Annotated in this window: 13 protein-coding genes; 6 read left to right on the top strand and 7 right to left on the bottom strand. The window is 60.0% G+C overall.

The annotated features are described in order from the left end of the window. Positions 1–159 precede the first annotated feature (159 nt). Positions 160–990: a response regulator gene (locus FHT78_RS03210; protein WP_183740429.1), complete on the top strand. Its 831-nt coding sequence runs from the start codon at positions 160–162 to the stop codon at positions 988–990. 201 nt (positions 991–1,191) lie between these two features. Beyond that, positions 1,192–2,523 (top strand): diguanylate cyclase, encoded by a 1,332-nt coding sequence (locus tag FHT78_RS03205; RefSeq protein ID WP_183740426.1) that lies wholly within the window; start codon positions 1,192–1,194, stop codon positions 2,521–2,523. A 108-nt stretch (positions 2,524–2,631) separates the two neighbouring features. Here the strand turns inward: FHT78_RS03205 and FHT78_RS03200 are convergent, their stop codons facing one another. The 5 genes from FHT78_RS03200 to FHT78_RS03180 form a co-directional block, all read right to left on the bottom strand. After that, positions 2,632–3,654, bottom strand: a complete 1,023-nt coding sequence (locus FHT78_RS03200; protein ID WP_183740424.1) for a GlxA family transcriptional regulator — start codon at positions 3,652–3,654, stop codon at positions 2,632–2,634. A 303-nt stretch (positions 3,655–3,957) separates the two neighbouring features. Continuing rightward, positions 3,958–4,161: a hypothetical protein gene (locus FHT78_RS03195; protein ID WP_183740421.1), complete on the bottom strand. Its 204-nt coding sequence runs from the start codon at positions 4,159–4,161 to the stop codon at positions 3,958–3,960. A 116-nt stretch (positions 4,162–4,277) separates the two neighbouring features. Beyond that, a complete protein-coding gene (locus FHT78_RS03190; RefSeq protein ID WP_183740418.1) occupies positions 4,278–4,445 on the bottom strand; it encodes a hypothetical protein in 168 nt (55 codons plus the stop codon). Positions 4,446–4,655: 210 nt separating this feature from the next. Next, complete coding sequence (locus FHT78_RS03185; RefSeq protein ID WP_183740415.1) at positions 4,656–6,557, bottom strand: potassium transporter Kup; 1,902 nt, start codon at positions 6,555–6,557, stop codon at positions 4,656–4,658. Positions 6,558–6,684: 127 nt separating this feature from the next. Further along, a complete protein-coding gene (locus FHT78_RS03180; RefSeq protein WP_183740412.1) occupies positions 6,685–7,989 on the bottom strand; it encodes a hemolysin family protein in 1,305 nt (434 codons plus the stop codon). A 289-nt stretch (positions 7,990–8,278) separates the two neighbouring features. On the opposite strand from FHT78_RS03180, the gene FHT78_RS03175 reads away from it, so the two are divergent. The 3 genes from FHT78_RS03175 to FHT78_RS03165 all read left to right on the top strand — a co-directional run bounded on the left by FHT78_RS03175 (position 8,279) and on the right by FHT78_RS03165 (position 10,942). Beyond that, positions 8,279–9,685: a DUF882 domain-containing protein gene (locus tag FHT78_RS03175; protein ID WP_183740410.1), complete on the top strand. Its 1,407-nt coding sequence runs from the start codon at positions 8,279–8,281 to the stop codon at positions 9,683–9,685. 106 nt (positions 9,686–9,791) lie between these two features. Further along, a complete protein-coding gene (locus tag FHT78_RS03170) occupies positions 9,792–10,691 on the top strand; it encodes a LysR family transcriptional regulator (RefSeq protein WP_183740407.1) in 900 nt (299 codons plus the stop codon). A gap of 95 nt (positions 10,692–10,786) precedes the next feature. Then, positions 10,787–10,942 carry an entericidin gene (locus tag FHT78_RS03165; protein WP_183740405.1) on the top strand — a complete coding sequence of 52 codons (156 nt, stop codon included), beginning with the start codon at positions 10,787–10,789 and terminating at the stop codon, positions 10,940–10,942. Positions 10,943–10,948: 6 nt separating this feature from the next. On the opposite strand, the gene FHT78_RS03160 is transcribed toward FHT78_RS03165, so the two are convergent. Both FHT78_RS03160 and FHT78_RS03155 read right to left on the bottom strand, forming a co-directional pair. After that, positions 10,949–11,299 (bottom strand): hypothetical protein, encoded by a 351-nt coding sequence (locus tag FHT78_RS03160; protein ID WP_183740402.1) that lies wholly within the window; start codon positions 11,297–11,299, stop codon positions 10,949–10,951. A 33-nt stretch (positions 11,300–11,332) separates the two neighbouring features. Then, positions 11,333–12,331 (bottom strand): glycine betaine ABC transporter substrate-binding protein, encoded by a 999-nt coding sequence (locus FHT78_RS03155; RefSeq protein WP_183740400.1) that lies wholly within the window; start codon positions 12,329–12,331, stop codon positions 11,333–11,335. A gap of 659 nt (positions 12,332–12,990) precedes the next feature. Here FHT78_RS03155 and FHT78_RS03150 point away from each other — a divergent pair. After that, positions 12,991–14,445 carry a cobyric acid synthase gene (locus FHT78_RS03150; protein WP_183740397.1) on the top strand — a complete coding sequence of 485 codons (1,455 nt, stop codon included), beginning with the start codon at positions 12,991–12,993 and terminating at the stop codon, positions 14,443–14,445. The last annotated feature ends 4 nt before the right edge of the window (positions 14,446–14,449 follow it).

Here is a 14,449-nt window from a genome sequence, read left to right as displayed (position 1 = left end):
GTTATCTGTTTTAGTTTCTTAAGCATATGAATAAGAAAAGGGCGGCCGCATCGTCGGCCGCCTTTTTCGTAGCCGGCTGTGGCAGCTCGATTAATAATTGTTCAAATGAATTCATGTAACCGTTTCGTTCGGGGACAGAATTCCATTTAAAGGTTTGCCATGGCGTTTCTAGGTATTTCGGGGATGCAATATTCCGGAGAAATGTTTGCCGGTGCACGGATTATCCTTGCTGAAGATTCAAACGTCTTCACCTCAATGATCGGAAAGCGCCTCAAGGAGCTCTTCGATATTGAGGTCGAGATTTGCCGCACCTTCGAAGATCTGCAGCTTTCCTACGACAAGTCTTCCGATCCGATCACGCTGGCGATTTCCAATATCAACCTGCCGGGCGCCGAAAACGGCGAGGCTCTGGAATATCTGGTCGATCTGTCGATCCCGACGATCGTCTTTACCGGCACCTTCCAGGAAGGCATGCGCGATAAGCTACTCGCCAAGGACATTGTCGATTACATTCTCAAGGACAATGTCTTTGCCGTTGATCTCCTGGCGGAATCGATCTGCCGGTTCCTGACCAACCATCGTCATCACGTGCTGATCGTCGACGACAGCGCCACGGCCCGCGCGTTGCTGTCCAGCCGCCTGAAGCGCTATAATTTCCGCGTCAGCACCGCCGAGAGCGGCGCCAAGGCGCTGGAGATCCTCAAGGCCAACCGCGATATCGGGCTTATGATTACCGACTACAACATGCCCGACATTGACGGTTTCGAGCTGACGCGCCGCATCCGCGCCACGATCGGCTCGCATGAGCTGCGCATCATCGGCGTTTCTTCCTCTTCCAACCGATTGCTTTCGGCGCGATTCCTGAAGGCCGGCGGCAACGATTTCATGCTGCGCCCGTTCATCGACGAAGAGTTCTACTGCCGCGTCAACCAGAACCTGGATACGCTTTTGCAGATCCAGTCCATGCGCAAGGAACGGGCTGTTGCCTGACCCTGCCGCAAAGATCGGGTGCAGGGAAACGGTTCAGTGAGCGGCCCACACCTGAAAGACATGACGGAAGTTCATATTTTTGCAATCGCAGGTGTTGCTGCCGTCATTTGCCTCTTCACGGAAGGGGAGGCCTCGGCTATCGTCCGGCACGGCAAGAGGGGGCGAGTCGACCCCCTCGCGCGTGCGGAGGGGTAGGCAGCTGTGACATTCCAGGGGGATTTTCAGCAAGAGAATGCAGGTCCTCGGTTCGGAGGAATTCGCATACTTCTGGTTGAGGATTCTCGGATGTTTTCCGCTGTGCTCTGCCATCGGTTCCAGACAGAACTCAACCTCAGCGTTGTCTGCTGTTCCTCACTGAAGGCATTGCGCGAAGCGCTCTCGCAGGACGGCCACGGCTGCAGCATGGCTGTCGTTGACCTGAACCTGCCGGATTCGCCCTATGGCGAGGCGCTCGACTGCACGATCGAGCACAATATTCCGACCATCGTCTTCACCGCGACCTTCGATCTCAATACGCGCGCCCGCATCCTCGAGCGCAATGTCATCGATTATGTGCTGAAGGATAACGAATTCGCGCTCGACAATCTGGTCGCGACCGTGCGGCGGGCGATCATGAACCGCAAGACGCGGGTGCTTGTCGTCGACGACGTGTCGTCTGCCCGCCAGGTGCTGGTCGATCTCCTGCGAGCTCAGCAATATCTGGTGGTGGAAGCGAATTCCGGCCTCGAGGCGCTTGCGGCGCTGGAAGCCTATAGCGATATCGAACTGGTCGTCACAGACCATCACATGCCCGACATGAGCGGCTATGAACTGACGCGGCGCATCCGCCACCGTTTCGGTTCGGACAAGATGCGCGTCATCGGCGTTTCCTCCTCGAACGACCGCATGCTGTCGGCAAGTTTCCTGAAGGCAGGCGCCAGCGATTTCGTCTATCGGCCATTCGTGGCCGAAGAGCTGCAGTGCCGCATCGCCAACAATGTCGAGACGCTGACACAGATGAAGCAGCTGCGCGCAGCGGCTGCCTGCGATTACCTGACCGGACTCTATAATCGCCGCTATTTCTACGATAACGGCCCGAAGCTGGTGAACGAGTGCCTGCGACTGAAAATGTCGAGCGCGGTGGCCATTCTCGATATCGACCATTTCAAGCGCCTCAACGACACCTATGGCCATGAAATCGGCGACAAGGTGCTGAAGGCTGTCGCGGACAGGCTGCAGACGATTTTCGAAGGCAGCGACAATCTTCTCTCACGCCTCGGCGGCGAAGAATTCGCAATCCTCTTCCCGCAGATGGATTCGCTGGCCGCCACCAAGCTCTGCGACGAAATCCGCTCGGATATTTCCCGCCTCAAAGTGACCGCCGACGATGAGGAACTGTCGGTGACGGTATCGATCGGCGTTGCCGAGATCGCCGGTTACGAGACATTCGAGAACCATCTGAATGCGGCAGACCAGTTCCTCTATATGGCCAAGCACAAGGGGCGGAATTTGGTCTATTCCGATGCCAAGATGACGGAAGAGGCGGCGCAGTAAGAGGTCTCCGGTCGTCATCCCGGGCTTGTCGCGAGAATCTAATCACGTGTCGAAACACGACCGGCGGCAGATGCTCGGAACAAGCCCGAGCATGACGAAAGTGAGGGCTCAAGCCGCAACCGCCTGCTGGCGGGCCGTCGCCATGGTCATCTTGCGATCGGCGCGCTCCTGCTGCGGCGAGCGCTGGTAGAGTTCACGATAACACTTGGAGAAGTGCGAGGCGGAGACGAAGCCGCAGGCGACGGCGACTTCGACGACCGGCATTGAGGACTGCACCAGCAGGTGGCGGGCGCGGTCGAGGCGGATTTCCAAATAGTAGCGGGCTGGCGACCGGCCCATTTCCTGGCGGAAGAGGCGTTCGATCTGGCGGCGCGACAGGCCGGCGCCTTCGGCGATCTCCAGGAGCGACAGCGGCTCGGCGAGATTGCCTTCCATCAGTTCGATGATCGACAGCACCTTGGCGTTCTGAACACCGAGGCGGGCGCGCAGCGGCAGGCGCTGGCGGTCGTGCGGATTGCGCACGCGGTCGGTCAGGTGCTGCTCACAGATGCGGTTGACGAGGCTTTCGCCGAAATCCTCGCCGACGAGATTCAGCATCATGTCGAGCGAGGCGGTGCCGCCCGCGCAGGTGTAAAGGTTGTTGTCGATTTCGTAGAGGTCGGCATAGACCTCGGCCTGCGGGAAGGCTTCGGAGAAACCCGGCAGGTTTTCCCAGTGGATCGCGCAGCGCTTGCCGTTCAGGAGACCTGCCTGGGCAAGCAGATGCGCGCCCGTACAGAGAGAACCGACGGCGACGCCGCGATTATAGGATTCGCGCAGCCAGGCATTGACGGATTTATTGTTGAAGGTCTCGACATCGATGCCGGAACAGACGAGCACCATGCCCGGCCGGTTTTCGCCGCCGAGATGGCGGCGTTCTTCGGCAAGCGAGGAATTGGCCTCCACGCCGATGCCGCAGGAGGAGTAGACCTTTTCGCCGTCGACCGAGCTCAGGCGCCACGTATAGGCCTGATAGCCGAGCATGCGGTTTGCAATTCGCAGGGTATCCACCGCCGCCGCGAAGGGCAGCATGGTGAATTGCGGGACCATGAAGAAGACTACGGAACGTTTCTTGAGCTGCATCTTGTTCATTAGAAAATCCATGCTCGAGGGCGACTGCCTATTGGTCGCGTGGAATGCGTCGTTCCGATGTTTCAAAAGCGACACTGGCATGGATAAATGCGGCTAGGAAGAGCAAATCTGCGACATCACAGGTGATTTGCGGCGCAAGCGAAGCAAAAGGCGTCGCTGCAGCACTGTAGTCCTATGAAATTTCCGGGGGAAAGGCCAAGCGGCGGATATAAAAAAGGCGGTGCTGCTTGGGACAGGCACCGCCTTTTAGCTCGGGAGGTATGTCGCATTCATTGCATTGTATTGCATCCATGAGCCCTATCTTTAATGAGCTCTATCCTTGCCGGTCTCATCGGCGCTCGGCCAGCCAATATCCTTGCGGATGTCGAGAGGCATGGATTCGATCTGGCGTTCCGTCTGCCATCTGCGCCATGCGCGCACAAGCTTGCCGGCATAGGAACCGAGCGAGGAATGTCCGTGATAGGACGACAGGCCCTTGCCGCCATCTCTGTAAGTCATCGAGGTCATTGCCGTTTCCTTTCATTGCTAGATACGGAATCGCCGTATCCTTGAAGTGAAATATGCGCTTGCGGTACTCATCATTCAAACGAATAGATTTCATGGGTACCATAAGCGATTTTGAACTATCGCTGCTGCTCATCGAGAGCGGGCAGGGCGCCGATATCGGCCGCAAGATGCGGCGGATAATGCTTCATTTCCTGCCTGATATGCTCACGTGCCGCCACCCGAAACATGCGGGCGCGAAAAGCAAAGAAAGCCTGGAGGATATTGAAGCCTACTGTCTGCAACATGATCGGCCTCCTTTTCTTAAGCCTCATCGTTACAACTACAATATAGGTATCGAAGCTGGTTCAAACAAATGAAATGAACTGGGCCTTAGGTTCAGAGAAATTGAAAGGTGAGGGCGCGTGTATCATGCCTCCGGGCTGCTTTGGCAGCGCTTCGAGCCTGTTCTGCGACGTATCATGGATGGACGAGCGTGAACGGCCCACGCAGCCCCATCAGATCACCATCTGTTCGCCAAGCTCCACCACGCGGTTGCTGGGAAGCTGAAAATAGTCCGAGGGGTCGATGGCGAAGCCGGCCATGGCAATGAAGAGCCGGTCCTGCCAGGCAGGAAGGCCGGTGTTCGGATCGCCGACGAGCTTGCGCCTGCCGACGTAGAACGAGGTCGACATGATCTCGAAATCGAAGCCTGCCTTGCGGCAGAGCGGCAGGGCTTTGGAAACGTCCTGATCTTCCATGAAGCCGAACAGGAGCTGGATCTTGATGAAGCGCTCGGACAGCCTTTCGATCGTCACCCGGTCCGTCTCCGCCACATAGGGGCGCGGTGCGGTCTTCACGTTGAGGATGACGTTACGCTGGTGGAGGACGCGGTTGTGCTTCAGATTGTGGAGGAGCACGCCGGGCGTCATGTCGGGAAGGCTGGTCAGGAAGATTGCGGTGCCCGGAACCTGGACGGGTGCGTGATCCGACTTCCGTTCGATCGACGCGAGGAACTGCATCAATGGTACGTCGCTCCTTGCGGATTTCTCCCGCACCAGCAAGGTTCCCTTTTTCCAGGTCCACATCATGATCATCAGCCCACCGGCGATCAGAACCGGGACATAGCCGCCGTCGTGGATCTTCAGGAGATTTGCGCCGAGAAAGATGCTTTCAAGCAGAAGGAGCGGCAGGAGTGCCGCCAGGGCCGTAAGCACGTTCCATCCCCAGATGACGCGCAGAAACTGGAAGGACAGGATCGTCGTCACGACCATCGCGCCCGTGACCGAAATCCCGTAGGCGGTGGCAAGCGCCTCGGAGGAGCCGAATGCGAAGATCAGCGCAAGCACACCCAAAAGAAGCCCCATGTTGACGGCAGGGACATAAATCTGGCCGGTGTTGGAAGCGGAGGTGAAGCAGATCTCGAGCCGCGGCAGGAAGCCAAGATGGATCGCCTGACGGGCAAGGGAGAACGCTCCGGTAATGACTGCCTGGCTGGCGATGATGGTGGCTGCGGTGGCAAGGATGACCACCGGAAGGATCGCCCACTCGGGAAACATCAGAAAGAACGGATCGGACGCAGCCTGCGGGTTGGCAAGCACCAGCCCGCCCTGGCCGAGATAGTTCAGCGCAAGCGACGGGAAGACTACGGCGAACCAGGCCGCCTGGATCGGTTTCCTGCCGAAATGGCCGAGGTCGGCATAAAGCGCCTCCGCCCCCGTCACGGTGAGGAAGACGGCGCCGAGGACCACGAGGCCGATGAGGCCCGCATGGGTGATGAAGTCGAAGGCGTAGAGCGGATTGAGCGCTGCGAAGATCGCAGGATCGTCGGCGATATGGATAACTCCGCCGAGGCCCATCACGAGAAACCAAAGCAGCGTTATCGGGCCGAAGAGCTTCGACACCGACGCGGTGCCGACTGACTGGACGAAAAACAGCAGCAGCATGATCGCGATGGCGATCGGCAGGACATAGGGCGTGAAGACCGGTGTTACGAGCTTCAGCCCTTCGAGCGCCGACAGCACCGATAGGGCAGGGGTGATCATGGCGTCGCCGATGAAAAGCGCGGCACCAATGATGCCCGCGAAGAAAAAGATGGTTGCGTGCCGGCTGGTCTTTTTCATGAGAAGGGCCAGCAGGGAAAGGGTTCCGCCTTCGCCCTCGTTGTCTGCCCTCAGAAGAAACAGCACGTATTTGAACGTGACGATGATCGTCAGTGTCCAGATCATCAGCGAGATCAGACCGATGACCTCGTTTGGCGTGACGCCGTCATGGGCGAAGGGCCGAAGCGCTTCGCGGAAGGCATAGAGCGGGCTCGTCCCGATATCTCCATAGACCACGCCGATCGCCCCGAGCAGCAGGGCAGCAAATTTCTGCTGGCTCTGATGGGACCGGCTTGCGTCGTGGGTAGTGACGGACATGGGCGTTCCTTGATTGTTGTTCGGCCTTGATTGCTGTTCGGAACGAAAGATATGGGGCGCCAGCCTGAGAATGGCACTCGCGTCACGCATTGCTGCTGGCTGTTAGCTCGCGGCCCTGCAGTGCCGATCAGCTCTCTGCCCTTGCCTCGCTCTTCGACAGCGCGCTGACGAGAACCTTATCGACGCGCCGCCCGTCGAGGTCGATCACCTCGAATTTCCAGTCGTTCTTGACAAAGCTCTCCCCCAGTTCTGGCAGGTGCTTCAGCTCTTCCAGAACGAGACCGGCGACGGTTTGATATTCGACGTCGTCATCAACAGGGAAATTCATGAATTCCGAGAACTCGTCGATCGGCGTCCATCCGGAAACCAGGTAGGAGCCGTCGTCGCGCCGCCTGATTGCCGGCTCCTCGCCGGAGGCCGCGTCGCCGAAAACGCCCATGATCGATTCCAGGATGTCGCCCGAAGTGATCACACCCTCGAAGTGGCCGTATTCGTCAAAAACCAGAACCATATGCTGCGGCGACTTACGGATCGACTCGATCACCGAGGAGGCGGGAGCGAGGTCCGAGATGATCGGAACATCCCGCACCAGCGTCATGATGTCGACCGACCGGCTGGCAGCATGGGCGTCGTAATAATCCTTGACGGCGAGGACGCCGAGAATCTCGTCCGAACTGCCCTTGCGAGCCGGCAGTCGCGTTCGCGAGGTCGATTGGATGGTGTTGCGGATCTCCTCGGCGGAATCCTCGATATCGATCAGCTCGACATCGCGCCGCGGCGTCATCAGCGCACGCGCCGTTCTGTCGGCAAGGCGCATGACGCCGGTGATCATGGCGGATTCGCCGCTTTCGATCACGCCGGCGCTCTGGGCTTCGGCGAGAACCGTCTTGATTTCCTCGTCGGTGACGCCGTCGGCATTCTTTCCGGACTGGCCGAGCAGGGCGAGAATGAGCTTGCCCGAGCCGTCGAGCAGCCAGACGAGGGGCAGGGCCGCTTTCGACAGGTAGGTCATCGTTGGCGCGACCCTGGCTGCCACGGCTTCCGGTGCACGAAGGGCCATCTGCTTAGGTACCAGCTCGCCGATGATGAGGGAGAGATAGGTGATCGCCACGACGACGGTACCGACGCCGAGCCCGTCTGCCCAGGCATTGGGAATGCCCTGCGCCAGAAGCCAGGCGGAGAATCGCGCGCCGAGCGTTGCGCCCGAGAAGGCGCCTGACAGGACGCCGACGAGGGTGATGCCGATCTGGACCGTCGACAGGAAACGGCCTGGATCTTCAGCCAGGCGCAGAGCCAGTCGCGCTCCCCCGCTTCCCTGGTCGGCCATGACCTTGAGGCGTGCCGGGCGGGCGGAGACGATTGCGAGCTCCGACATTGCAAGGACGCCGTTGAGAATGGTGAGAAGGACGACGATGGCTATTTCGGTAAACAAACTTTGGCCTGTTTTGCTGATAATGCTGCGTCGAAACTATGCGATCTCGCCTCGCTTTGCGAGGGTTCGCAGCGAAGATCATGGGCTGTTGGCAAGATAAATATGGCGGGATTCCTCCCAGCCGGTGCCGCTGGCGAAGCCCGTGACCATCTCCCCTGAAACGGCGCCTCATGTAATCCGCGGCTCATAAACCGCCTCTTAAGGATCTGTTGACCATAATGAAGGCTTAACACCGCCCGCCTGTGCGGTGCCTGTGATGTTTTCGTGTCTCGCACCAAGGACGAAGCCTGTGTCCCTTCATCAAGCCATCGCCGCCATTCCGACGACCGCCTCTGTGTGGTTTTTGTCTGTCGTCGCCCATCGCATGATGATCGCCGCGGCCCTCGTTTTTGCAGTCATTGCCGGATCGGGCGAGGCGGCGGCCGAAGACCGGGCACTGAAACTCTACTTCACGCATACGGGTGAGCGGGCGACGATCGTCTTCAAGCGCAACGGCAAATTCGACCAGCGCGGCCTGAACCAGATCAACCGGTTCCTGCGCGACTGGCGGCGAAACGAGCCGGCCAGGATGGATCCGCGGTTGCTCGATCTCGTCTGGGAGGTCTATCGCAAGAGCGGGGCGAAGGAGGCGATCCACGTCGTTTCGGCCTATCGCTCGCCGGCGACGAACAACATGCTGCGCAACCGCTCGCGCAATACCGGTGTCGCCAAGCGCAGCCAGCACATGCTCGGCAAGGCGATGGATTTCTATATTCCGGGCGTCAAGCTTGCGACGCTGCGCGCGCTTGCCATGCAGATGCAAGTCGGCGGCGTCGGCTATTATCCGACATCGGGCTCACCCTTCGTGCATCTCGATGTCGGCAATGTGCGCGCTTGGCCGCGCATGTCGCGCCAGGAGCTTGCGCGTCTGTTCCCGGACGGGCACACGATCCACCTGCCGGCGGACGGGCGGCCGCTGCCGGGCTATCAGGTGGCGCTTGCCGAGCGCAAGAGGGGCGTCCGCACCGCACCGATCGAGATTGTCGCAAGCGAGGACGAGGATGACGATACGCCTGCAACGCCGACAATAGCGGCATCGAGCGCGCTGACGGCACGCGCGGCTCTGCCGGCGAAGACGCCCGATCCGGTGGTAACCGGAAGCCTCGTCACAGCCATGCTGCCGACGCCGCAGAAGCGGGCCGAGATCGGATTGGCGCCGCAGCTTGCCAAGCCCGAGGACAAGGCGGTTGCCGACCGCGCCTTTGCCGATCTTGCGTCACTCACCGTTCCACTCCCGGTGCTGCGGCCTGTTGAAATCGAGGCCGTGGAGAGCGAGACGCCCGCACCCGTGCCCGCGGTCGCGCCGGTACTGGCATCCGTCCAGCCGGCCGCAGCCGATTTCACGCGCTTCGTCGTCGGTCGCAAGCCCACCAATACTTCAGACATCGCCGACCGGCTGACCCATCCCGCACCGACGGCCGAGCAGATCGCGATGTTGCCGGTTTCCGCGTCGGCAAATGTCGCGGGCGGCGTCGGCGAGATGTCCGCACGAGCGCTGATTGCCTGGGCGGTGCGGTCGCCGGAAACGCCAGTTGAACTTACGGCGCCTGCTATGATCGGCAACACTTATCCAAAGGGTGTCGGCAAGGGCAGAACAGTTGCCTCAGATGCGGCTGGAACCGGCTTCATGACCAGCCGTTTCGGCAGCGAGGGTTGAACCCAATAGGCTCTGTGGTAGTCGCCCTATAAAAATAGGGGCAGATTGACTTTCAATCAAATGCGATGATAACCTCTGTCATACAGAAAAATTGAAAGATGTGACGATGACCATCCCGTTTCGCCGTCCCATTCCTCTGCTCGACAATGACGTGCTGCGCACCTTCGTCGCCATTGCAGAGACCGGTAATTTTTCCACTGCGGCCGAAGCCGTCTTCCGCACCCCATCAGCCGTTTCCATGCAGATCAAGAAGCTCGAAGAGCAGCTGGGCGTCATGCTGTTTCGCCGCGATGCGCGCTCGGTGACGCTGACGCAGCACGGCGAAATGCTGCTGTCTTATGCGCGCAACATCCTGGCGCTTTCCAATGAGGCGGTGTCGCGCTTCATCATGCCCGAGCTCAGCGGCGTGGTACGGCTCGGCGCGCCGGAGGATATCGGCGAGCGACTGCTGCCGCAGGTCCTGAAGAGCTTCGCGCAGACCTATCCGGGCATCATGGTCGACGTGACGATCGACATGAGCATCGGCCTCAAAAAGCGGATGGAGGAGCAGCGTCTCGATCTCGCCCTCATCAACTGCGCTACGCGGCCTTTCCCCACCAACGGCGAAGTCGTCTATCGCGAACGGCTCGTCTGGGCTGGCGCCAAATGCGGCTCGGCGCATCGGCGCGACCCGCTGCCGATTTCGATCTGGGAAGACGGCTGCATCTGGCGGCAAGAGGCGATCACCCAGCTCGAGCGCAACAGGCGGCCCTATCGCGTCGCCTATCTCAGCGCCCACACGATGGCTCAGCGCGCCGCCGTGGTCTCCGATCTGGCCATCGCGCCGCTGCCGCTCTCGTATATCGGCGAGGATATGGCGATCCTTGGCATTCAGGAAGGCCTGCCGGAACTGGGGTCTTTCGACATCCAGCTTTTGACCGCATCGCAGATGACGGGGCCGATCGAGACGGTTGCCGACAGCATCCGGGCATCCTTCGCCGAGAGATCGAAAGCGGCCGCCGCCTGAATTCGGTTAGCCGGTGAACTTTTCGCTCACGAATGCGTTATCCCGCCCGGACGGCTTCAGCCGTTCGGGGTTGATTTCACAAAAGGATTTCGCAAATGACGACCACGGGTAAAATCGCATCCGCCTTGATGATCCTTCTTGCGCTCTCTTCCTGCGCCAACACGATCAAAGGCATGGGCAGGGATACCGCAAATGCCGTCAACGCCACGCAGGATGCCGGCCGCAGTGTCGACCGCGCAGCGAAGAGATAATTAGTTTCAGATTTTTGAAGTCGGATAGGCTTTTTCGAGGCCGCCGGATCGGGCAAGCCCGGTCCGGAATGCGGCATAGGCCGGGTGCTGGCTGGAGCGTGCCGCTTCCATGAGCCTGATCTGCAGCCGGTCCGGTGCAGCTTCGCCGATCCACTTGCCGAGCGTTTCGAGCTTCAGCGAGTTGAGAAGACGCGCGGCGGAGGCGAGATCGAGATGCCGATAGAGGCCCGCGAGCAGGTTATCGTCCTGCGCCGGATTTTCCATGAGCAGCGACAGGTAGGATTTGTCGGTTTCCGAGAGCGCCGCGAGTTTTTCCGCGACGGTATCGCGATCGGGGAAGGGCACCGTGCCAGTCATAACGAATCGTCCAGTCCTTGTTGTCAGAAAGCCTTATAGACTGGCCTTGACCTTTTCGGCTACATCGGCCGGAATCCAGCGGCTCCAGAGCTCCTCGTAATTCTCGAGGAAATAGAGGGCCGCATTCTCGTTGTCCTCGCCATTTTCATCCTGCCAGGCGAGGATTTGGCTGATGGTTTCGTTATCCCAGCTGCGGGCTTTCAGGTAGGCGATGACGGGGCCGGCGCGGTCGGCGAAAGCCCCCGTCATCAGCGTAAAGGCCTGCGACACCGGGTAAGCGTTCAGCTTGGGATTGGCGCAATGAGGCACCGAGGTGCAAGCATCCCATTCGGCTTGATCGTGCGGCACACCGAAGCCCAGCTGTTTCATGTCGTATTTGCCGATGATTGATGTCGGCGACCAGTAGTAACCGAGCCAGCCGACCTTGTTTTGGAAGGCGCGGGCAATGGAATCGTCGAAATCCTCAGGGGTCCTGCTGTCGATCAGCGTAAAGCCGAGCTTATCGGCATCGAGCGCCTTGAAGAGATTGGCGGTCGAGATCTCGCAGGCCCAGGCTTCCGGGCAGTTGTAGACAGCGGCGCGCGAAGGGTCGTAGGTATCGGGAAAGAGTTCCGGATGCTTCAGCGCGTCCTGCACGGAGAGGATATCCGGATTTGCGTCGGCGATGAATTTCGGAATGTACCAGCCTTCGACCGCGCCATCCGCCAGAATTTCGGCGCCCTTGACCAAACGCCCGGCGCTGATGGCGGCGTCGAGTTGCGGCTTGACCGCCTTCACCCAGAATTCCGACGCGATATCAGGCGTGCCGCTGCCGCTCATGGAAGCCAAGGTCGGCAGCGTGTCGCCATCGACGATGGTGACGGAGCAGCCGTAGCCCTTTTCCAGGATGTATTTGTCGAAGCTCGCGGCAATGGCGGCAGAGCCCCATCTCATCTTGGCGATCGAGACTTTGCCGCATCCGGCCGCTTGCGCCTCTGCAATACCGGCATAAAGACAGGCGGCAAGGATGAATGACGTGAAAAATGCCTTCATTATGCTTCCCCGAATTTTTATATGATCGACCGCGGCATGCGCCGGGAGTAACTAGCCGGCATATCTCTGCGCCGCTTAAACTGCCGATCGCCCGGACGGAATATGGCTCGATCGGGTTTTCCCGTCTGCGGCGCCGTTCGTCTGGCTTCCGGCGGCTCGTCCCTGGCCATTTCTGTCTATGGCTCATCACGAGCAAACCTACGGATTTACCACCAGAAATCAACTCTCTTTTCCAGGTTGCAATCTTACTAAATTATTGAATCTGAATAATTTATGCCGGCATTCCTCGATGTGGCCATTTTGGGTGCGATTGGGCGGAAATGCGTGTCTGCGGAGAGGGCTGGAAGCGGTTCCATCAGCGGCAGCTTCGAAAAGTTCAAAAAAAGTCGAAATTCACATCCGGCTGGGCCTTCAATAACCATCCGGTAAGAATGTGCCGTTATCTGTTGATGCGCAGCGGGGAGAACCGCTGCTTTTCCGGATCAGGTATTGCGTCCCGGAAAACGCGAGCTTCATCGTGTAGGGGTGAAGACGCCAGCGTTTACGGCAAACCGCGTAGGGCTTTATCGCCTGATCGCGGTTTTCGCATTTCCGGGCCTCTGTTGACCCGTCCTCGGCCCGCATGTAGGCCTGCGGGAAATGCTTCACGGGTGACGCCAATGACCAGAGCCATCATGCTGCAGGGAACCGGCTCGGATGTCGGCAAGACGGTGCTGGTGGCGGGGCTTTGCCGGCTGGCGGCCAATCGCGGGCTGAAGGTGTTGCCTTTCAAGCCGCAGAACATGTCGAACAATGCGGCGGTTTCAGACGACGGCGGCGAGATCGGGCGGGCGCAATGGCTGCAGTCGCTCGCAGCACGGACGCCATCGTCCGTGCATATGAACCCGGTGCTCCTGAAGCCTCAGTCGGAAAACGGCAGCCAGATCATCGTGCAGGGCAGGGTGTTCGGGCAGGCAAAGGGGCGCGACTACCAGCGGCTGAAGCCGCAGCTCATCTCTTTCGTGCTGGAGAGTTTCGCCAAGGTGTCCGAGGGGGCCGACCTCGTCATCGTCGAGGGGGCAGGCTCTCCCGCCGAAATCAATCTCAGGGCCGGCGATATCGCCAATATGGGCTTTGCGACGCGGGCGGATGTGCCTGTCGTCCTCGTCGGCGATATCGATCGCGGCGGGGTTATCGCTTCGCTGGTCGGCACGCATGCGATCCTCAGTGAGGGAGATCGCAAGATGATCTCGGGTTACATCATCAACAAGTTCCGCGGCGATGTAAGCCTGTTCGACGACGGCATTGCATCCATCGGGCAGTTCACCGGCTGGCCCTGCTTCGGCATCGTGCCCTGGCTGAAGGCGGCCGGGCGGCTGCCTGCCGAGGATTCCGTCGTACTGGAGCGGCTGGTGAAGGGCGAGCAAGGGGCGCTGAAGATCGCCGTGCCGGTACTGCCGCGCATTGCCAATTTCGACGATCTCGATCCGCTGCGGGCCGAGCGTGGCGTCGAGCTCGTCTTCGTGCGCGCTGGCGAGCGGCTGCCAACCGATGCCGCGCTCATAATCCTGCCGGGCTCGAAATCGACCATATCGGATCTTGCCGATCTCAGGGCGCAGGGATGGGACCGCGACCTTGCCGTCCATGTGAAGCGCGGCGGCCGGGTGATCGGCATTTGCGGCGGGTACCAGATGCTCGGCCGCAAAGTGTATGACCCGCTCGGCATCGAGGGTACGACGACAGAGATCGAAGGGCTTGGCCTGCTTGATGTCGAGACGGAAATGGCGCCTGAGAAGACGGTGCGCAACAGCTCTGCCCATTCGGCGGAATATGAGGTGCCGCTGTCAGGCTATCAGATCCACCTCGGTGTCACGCAAGGGGCTGATTGCGCGCGGCCGGCGGCGATAGTGGATGGATCGGCCGACGGCGCGGTTTCGGCCGACGGCCGTATCATGGGCACCTATCTGCACGGCCTCTTCGGCAGCGACGCCTACCGCGCCCGGCTGCTTCAGAGCTTTGGCCTCTCAGGCGAAGGCAGCAATTATCGCGAGAGCGTCGACCGGGCGCTCGACGAGGTCGCAAGCGGCCTGGAGCAATATCTCGACCCGTGCTGGCTCGCAGGGCTGCTCGGCTAGGCCG

This window comes from Rhizobium sp. BK196 (assembly GCF_014193255.1).
Lineage (GTDB): Bacteria > Pseudomonadota > Alphaproteobacteria > Rhizobiales > Rhizobiaceae > Rhizobium.
Note: the sequence above shows the minus strand (reverse complement) of the source record. Positions and strands in the feature narration are given on the sequence as shown.

Coding starts and splice junctions, on each gene's coding strand:
- FHT78_RS03200 (WP_183740424.1), bottom strand. CDS start 3,654: ATGAACAAGATGCAGCTCAAGAAACGTTCCGTAGTCTTCTTCATGGTC.
- FHT78_RS03190 (WP_183740418.1), bottom strand. CDS start 4,445: ATGTTGCAGACAGTAGGCTTCAATATCCTCCAGGCTTTCTTTGCTTTT.
- FHT78_RS03170 (WP_183740407.1), top strand. CDS start 9,792: ATGACCATCCCGTTTCGCCGTCCCATTCCTCTGCTCGACAATGACGTG.
- FHT78_RS03195 (WP_183740421.1), bottom strand. CDS start 4,161: ATGACCTCGATGACTTACAGAGATGGCGGCAAGGGCCTGTCGTCCTAT.
- FHT78_RS03185 (WP_183740415.1), bottom strand. CDS start 6,557: ATGTCCGTCACTACCCACGACGCAAGCCGGTCCCATCAGAGCCAGCAG.
- FHT78_RS03165 (WP_183740405.1), top strand. CDS start 10,787: ATGACGACCACGGGTAAAATCGCATCCGCCTTGATGATCCTTCTTGCG.
- FHT78_RS03155 (WP_183740400.1), bottom strand. CDS start 12,331: ATGAAGGCATTTTTCACGTCATTCATCCTTGCCGCCTGTCTTTATGCC.
- FHT78_RS03160 (WP_183740402.1), bottom strand. CDS start 11,299: ATGACTGGCACGGTGCCCTTCCCCGATCGCGATACCGTCGCGGAAAAA.
- FHT78_RS03210 (WP_183740429.1), top strand. CDS start 160: ATGGCGTTTCTAGGTATTTCGGGGATGCAATATTCCGGAGAAATGTTT.
- FHT78_RS03150 (WP_183740397.1), top strand. CDS start 12,991: ATGACCAGAGCCATCATGCTGCAGGGAACCGGCTCGGATGTCGGCAAG.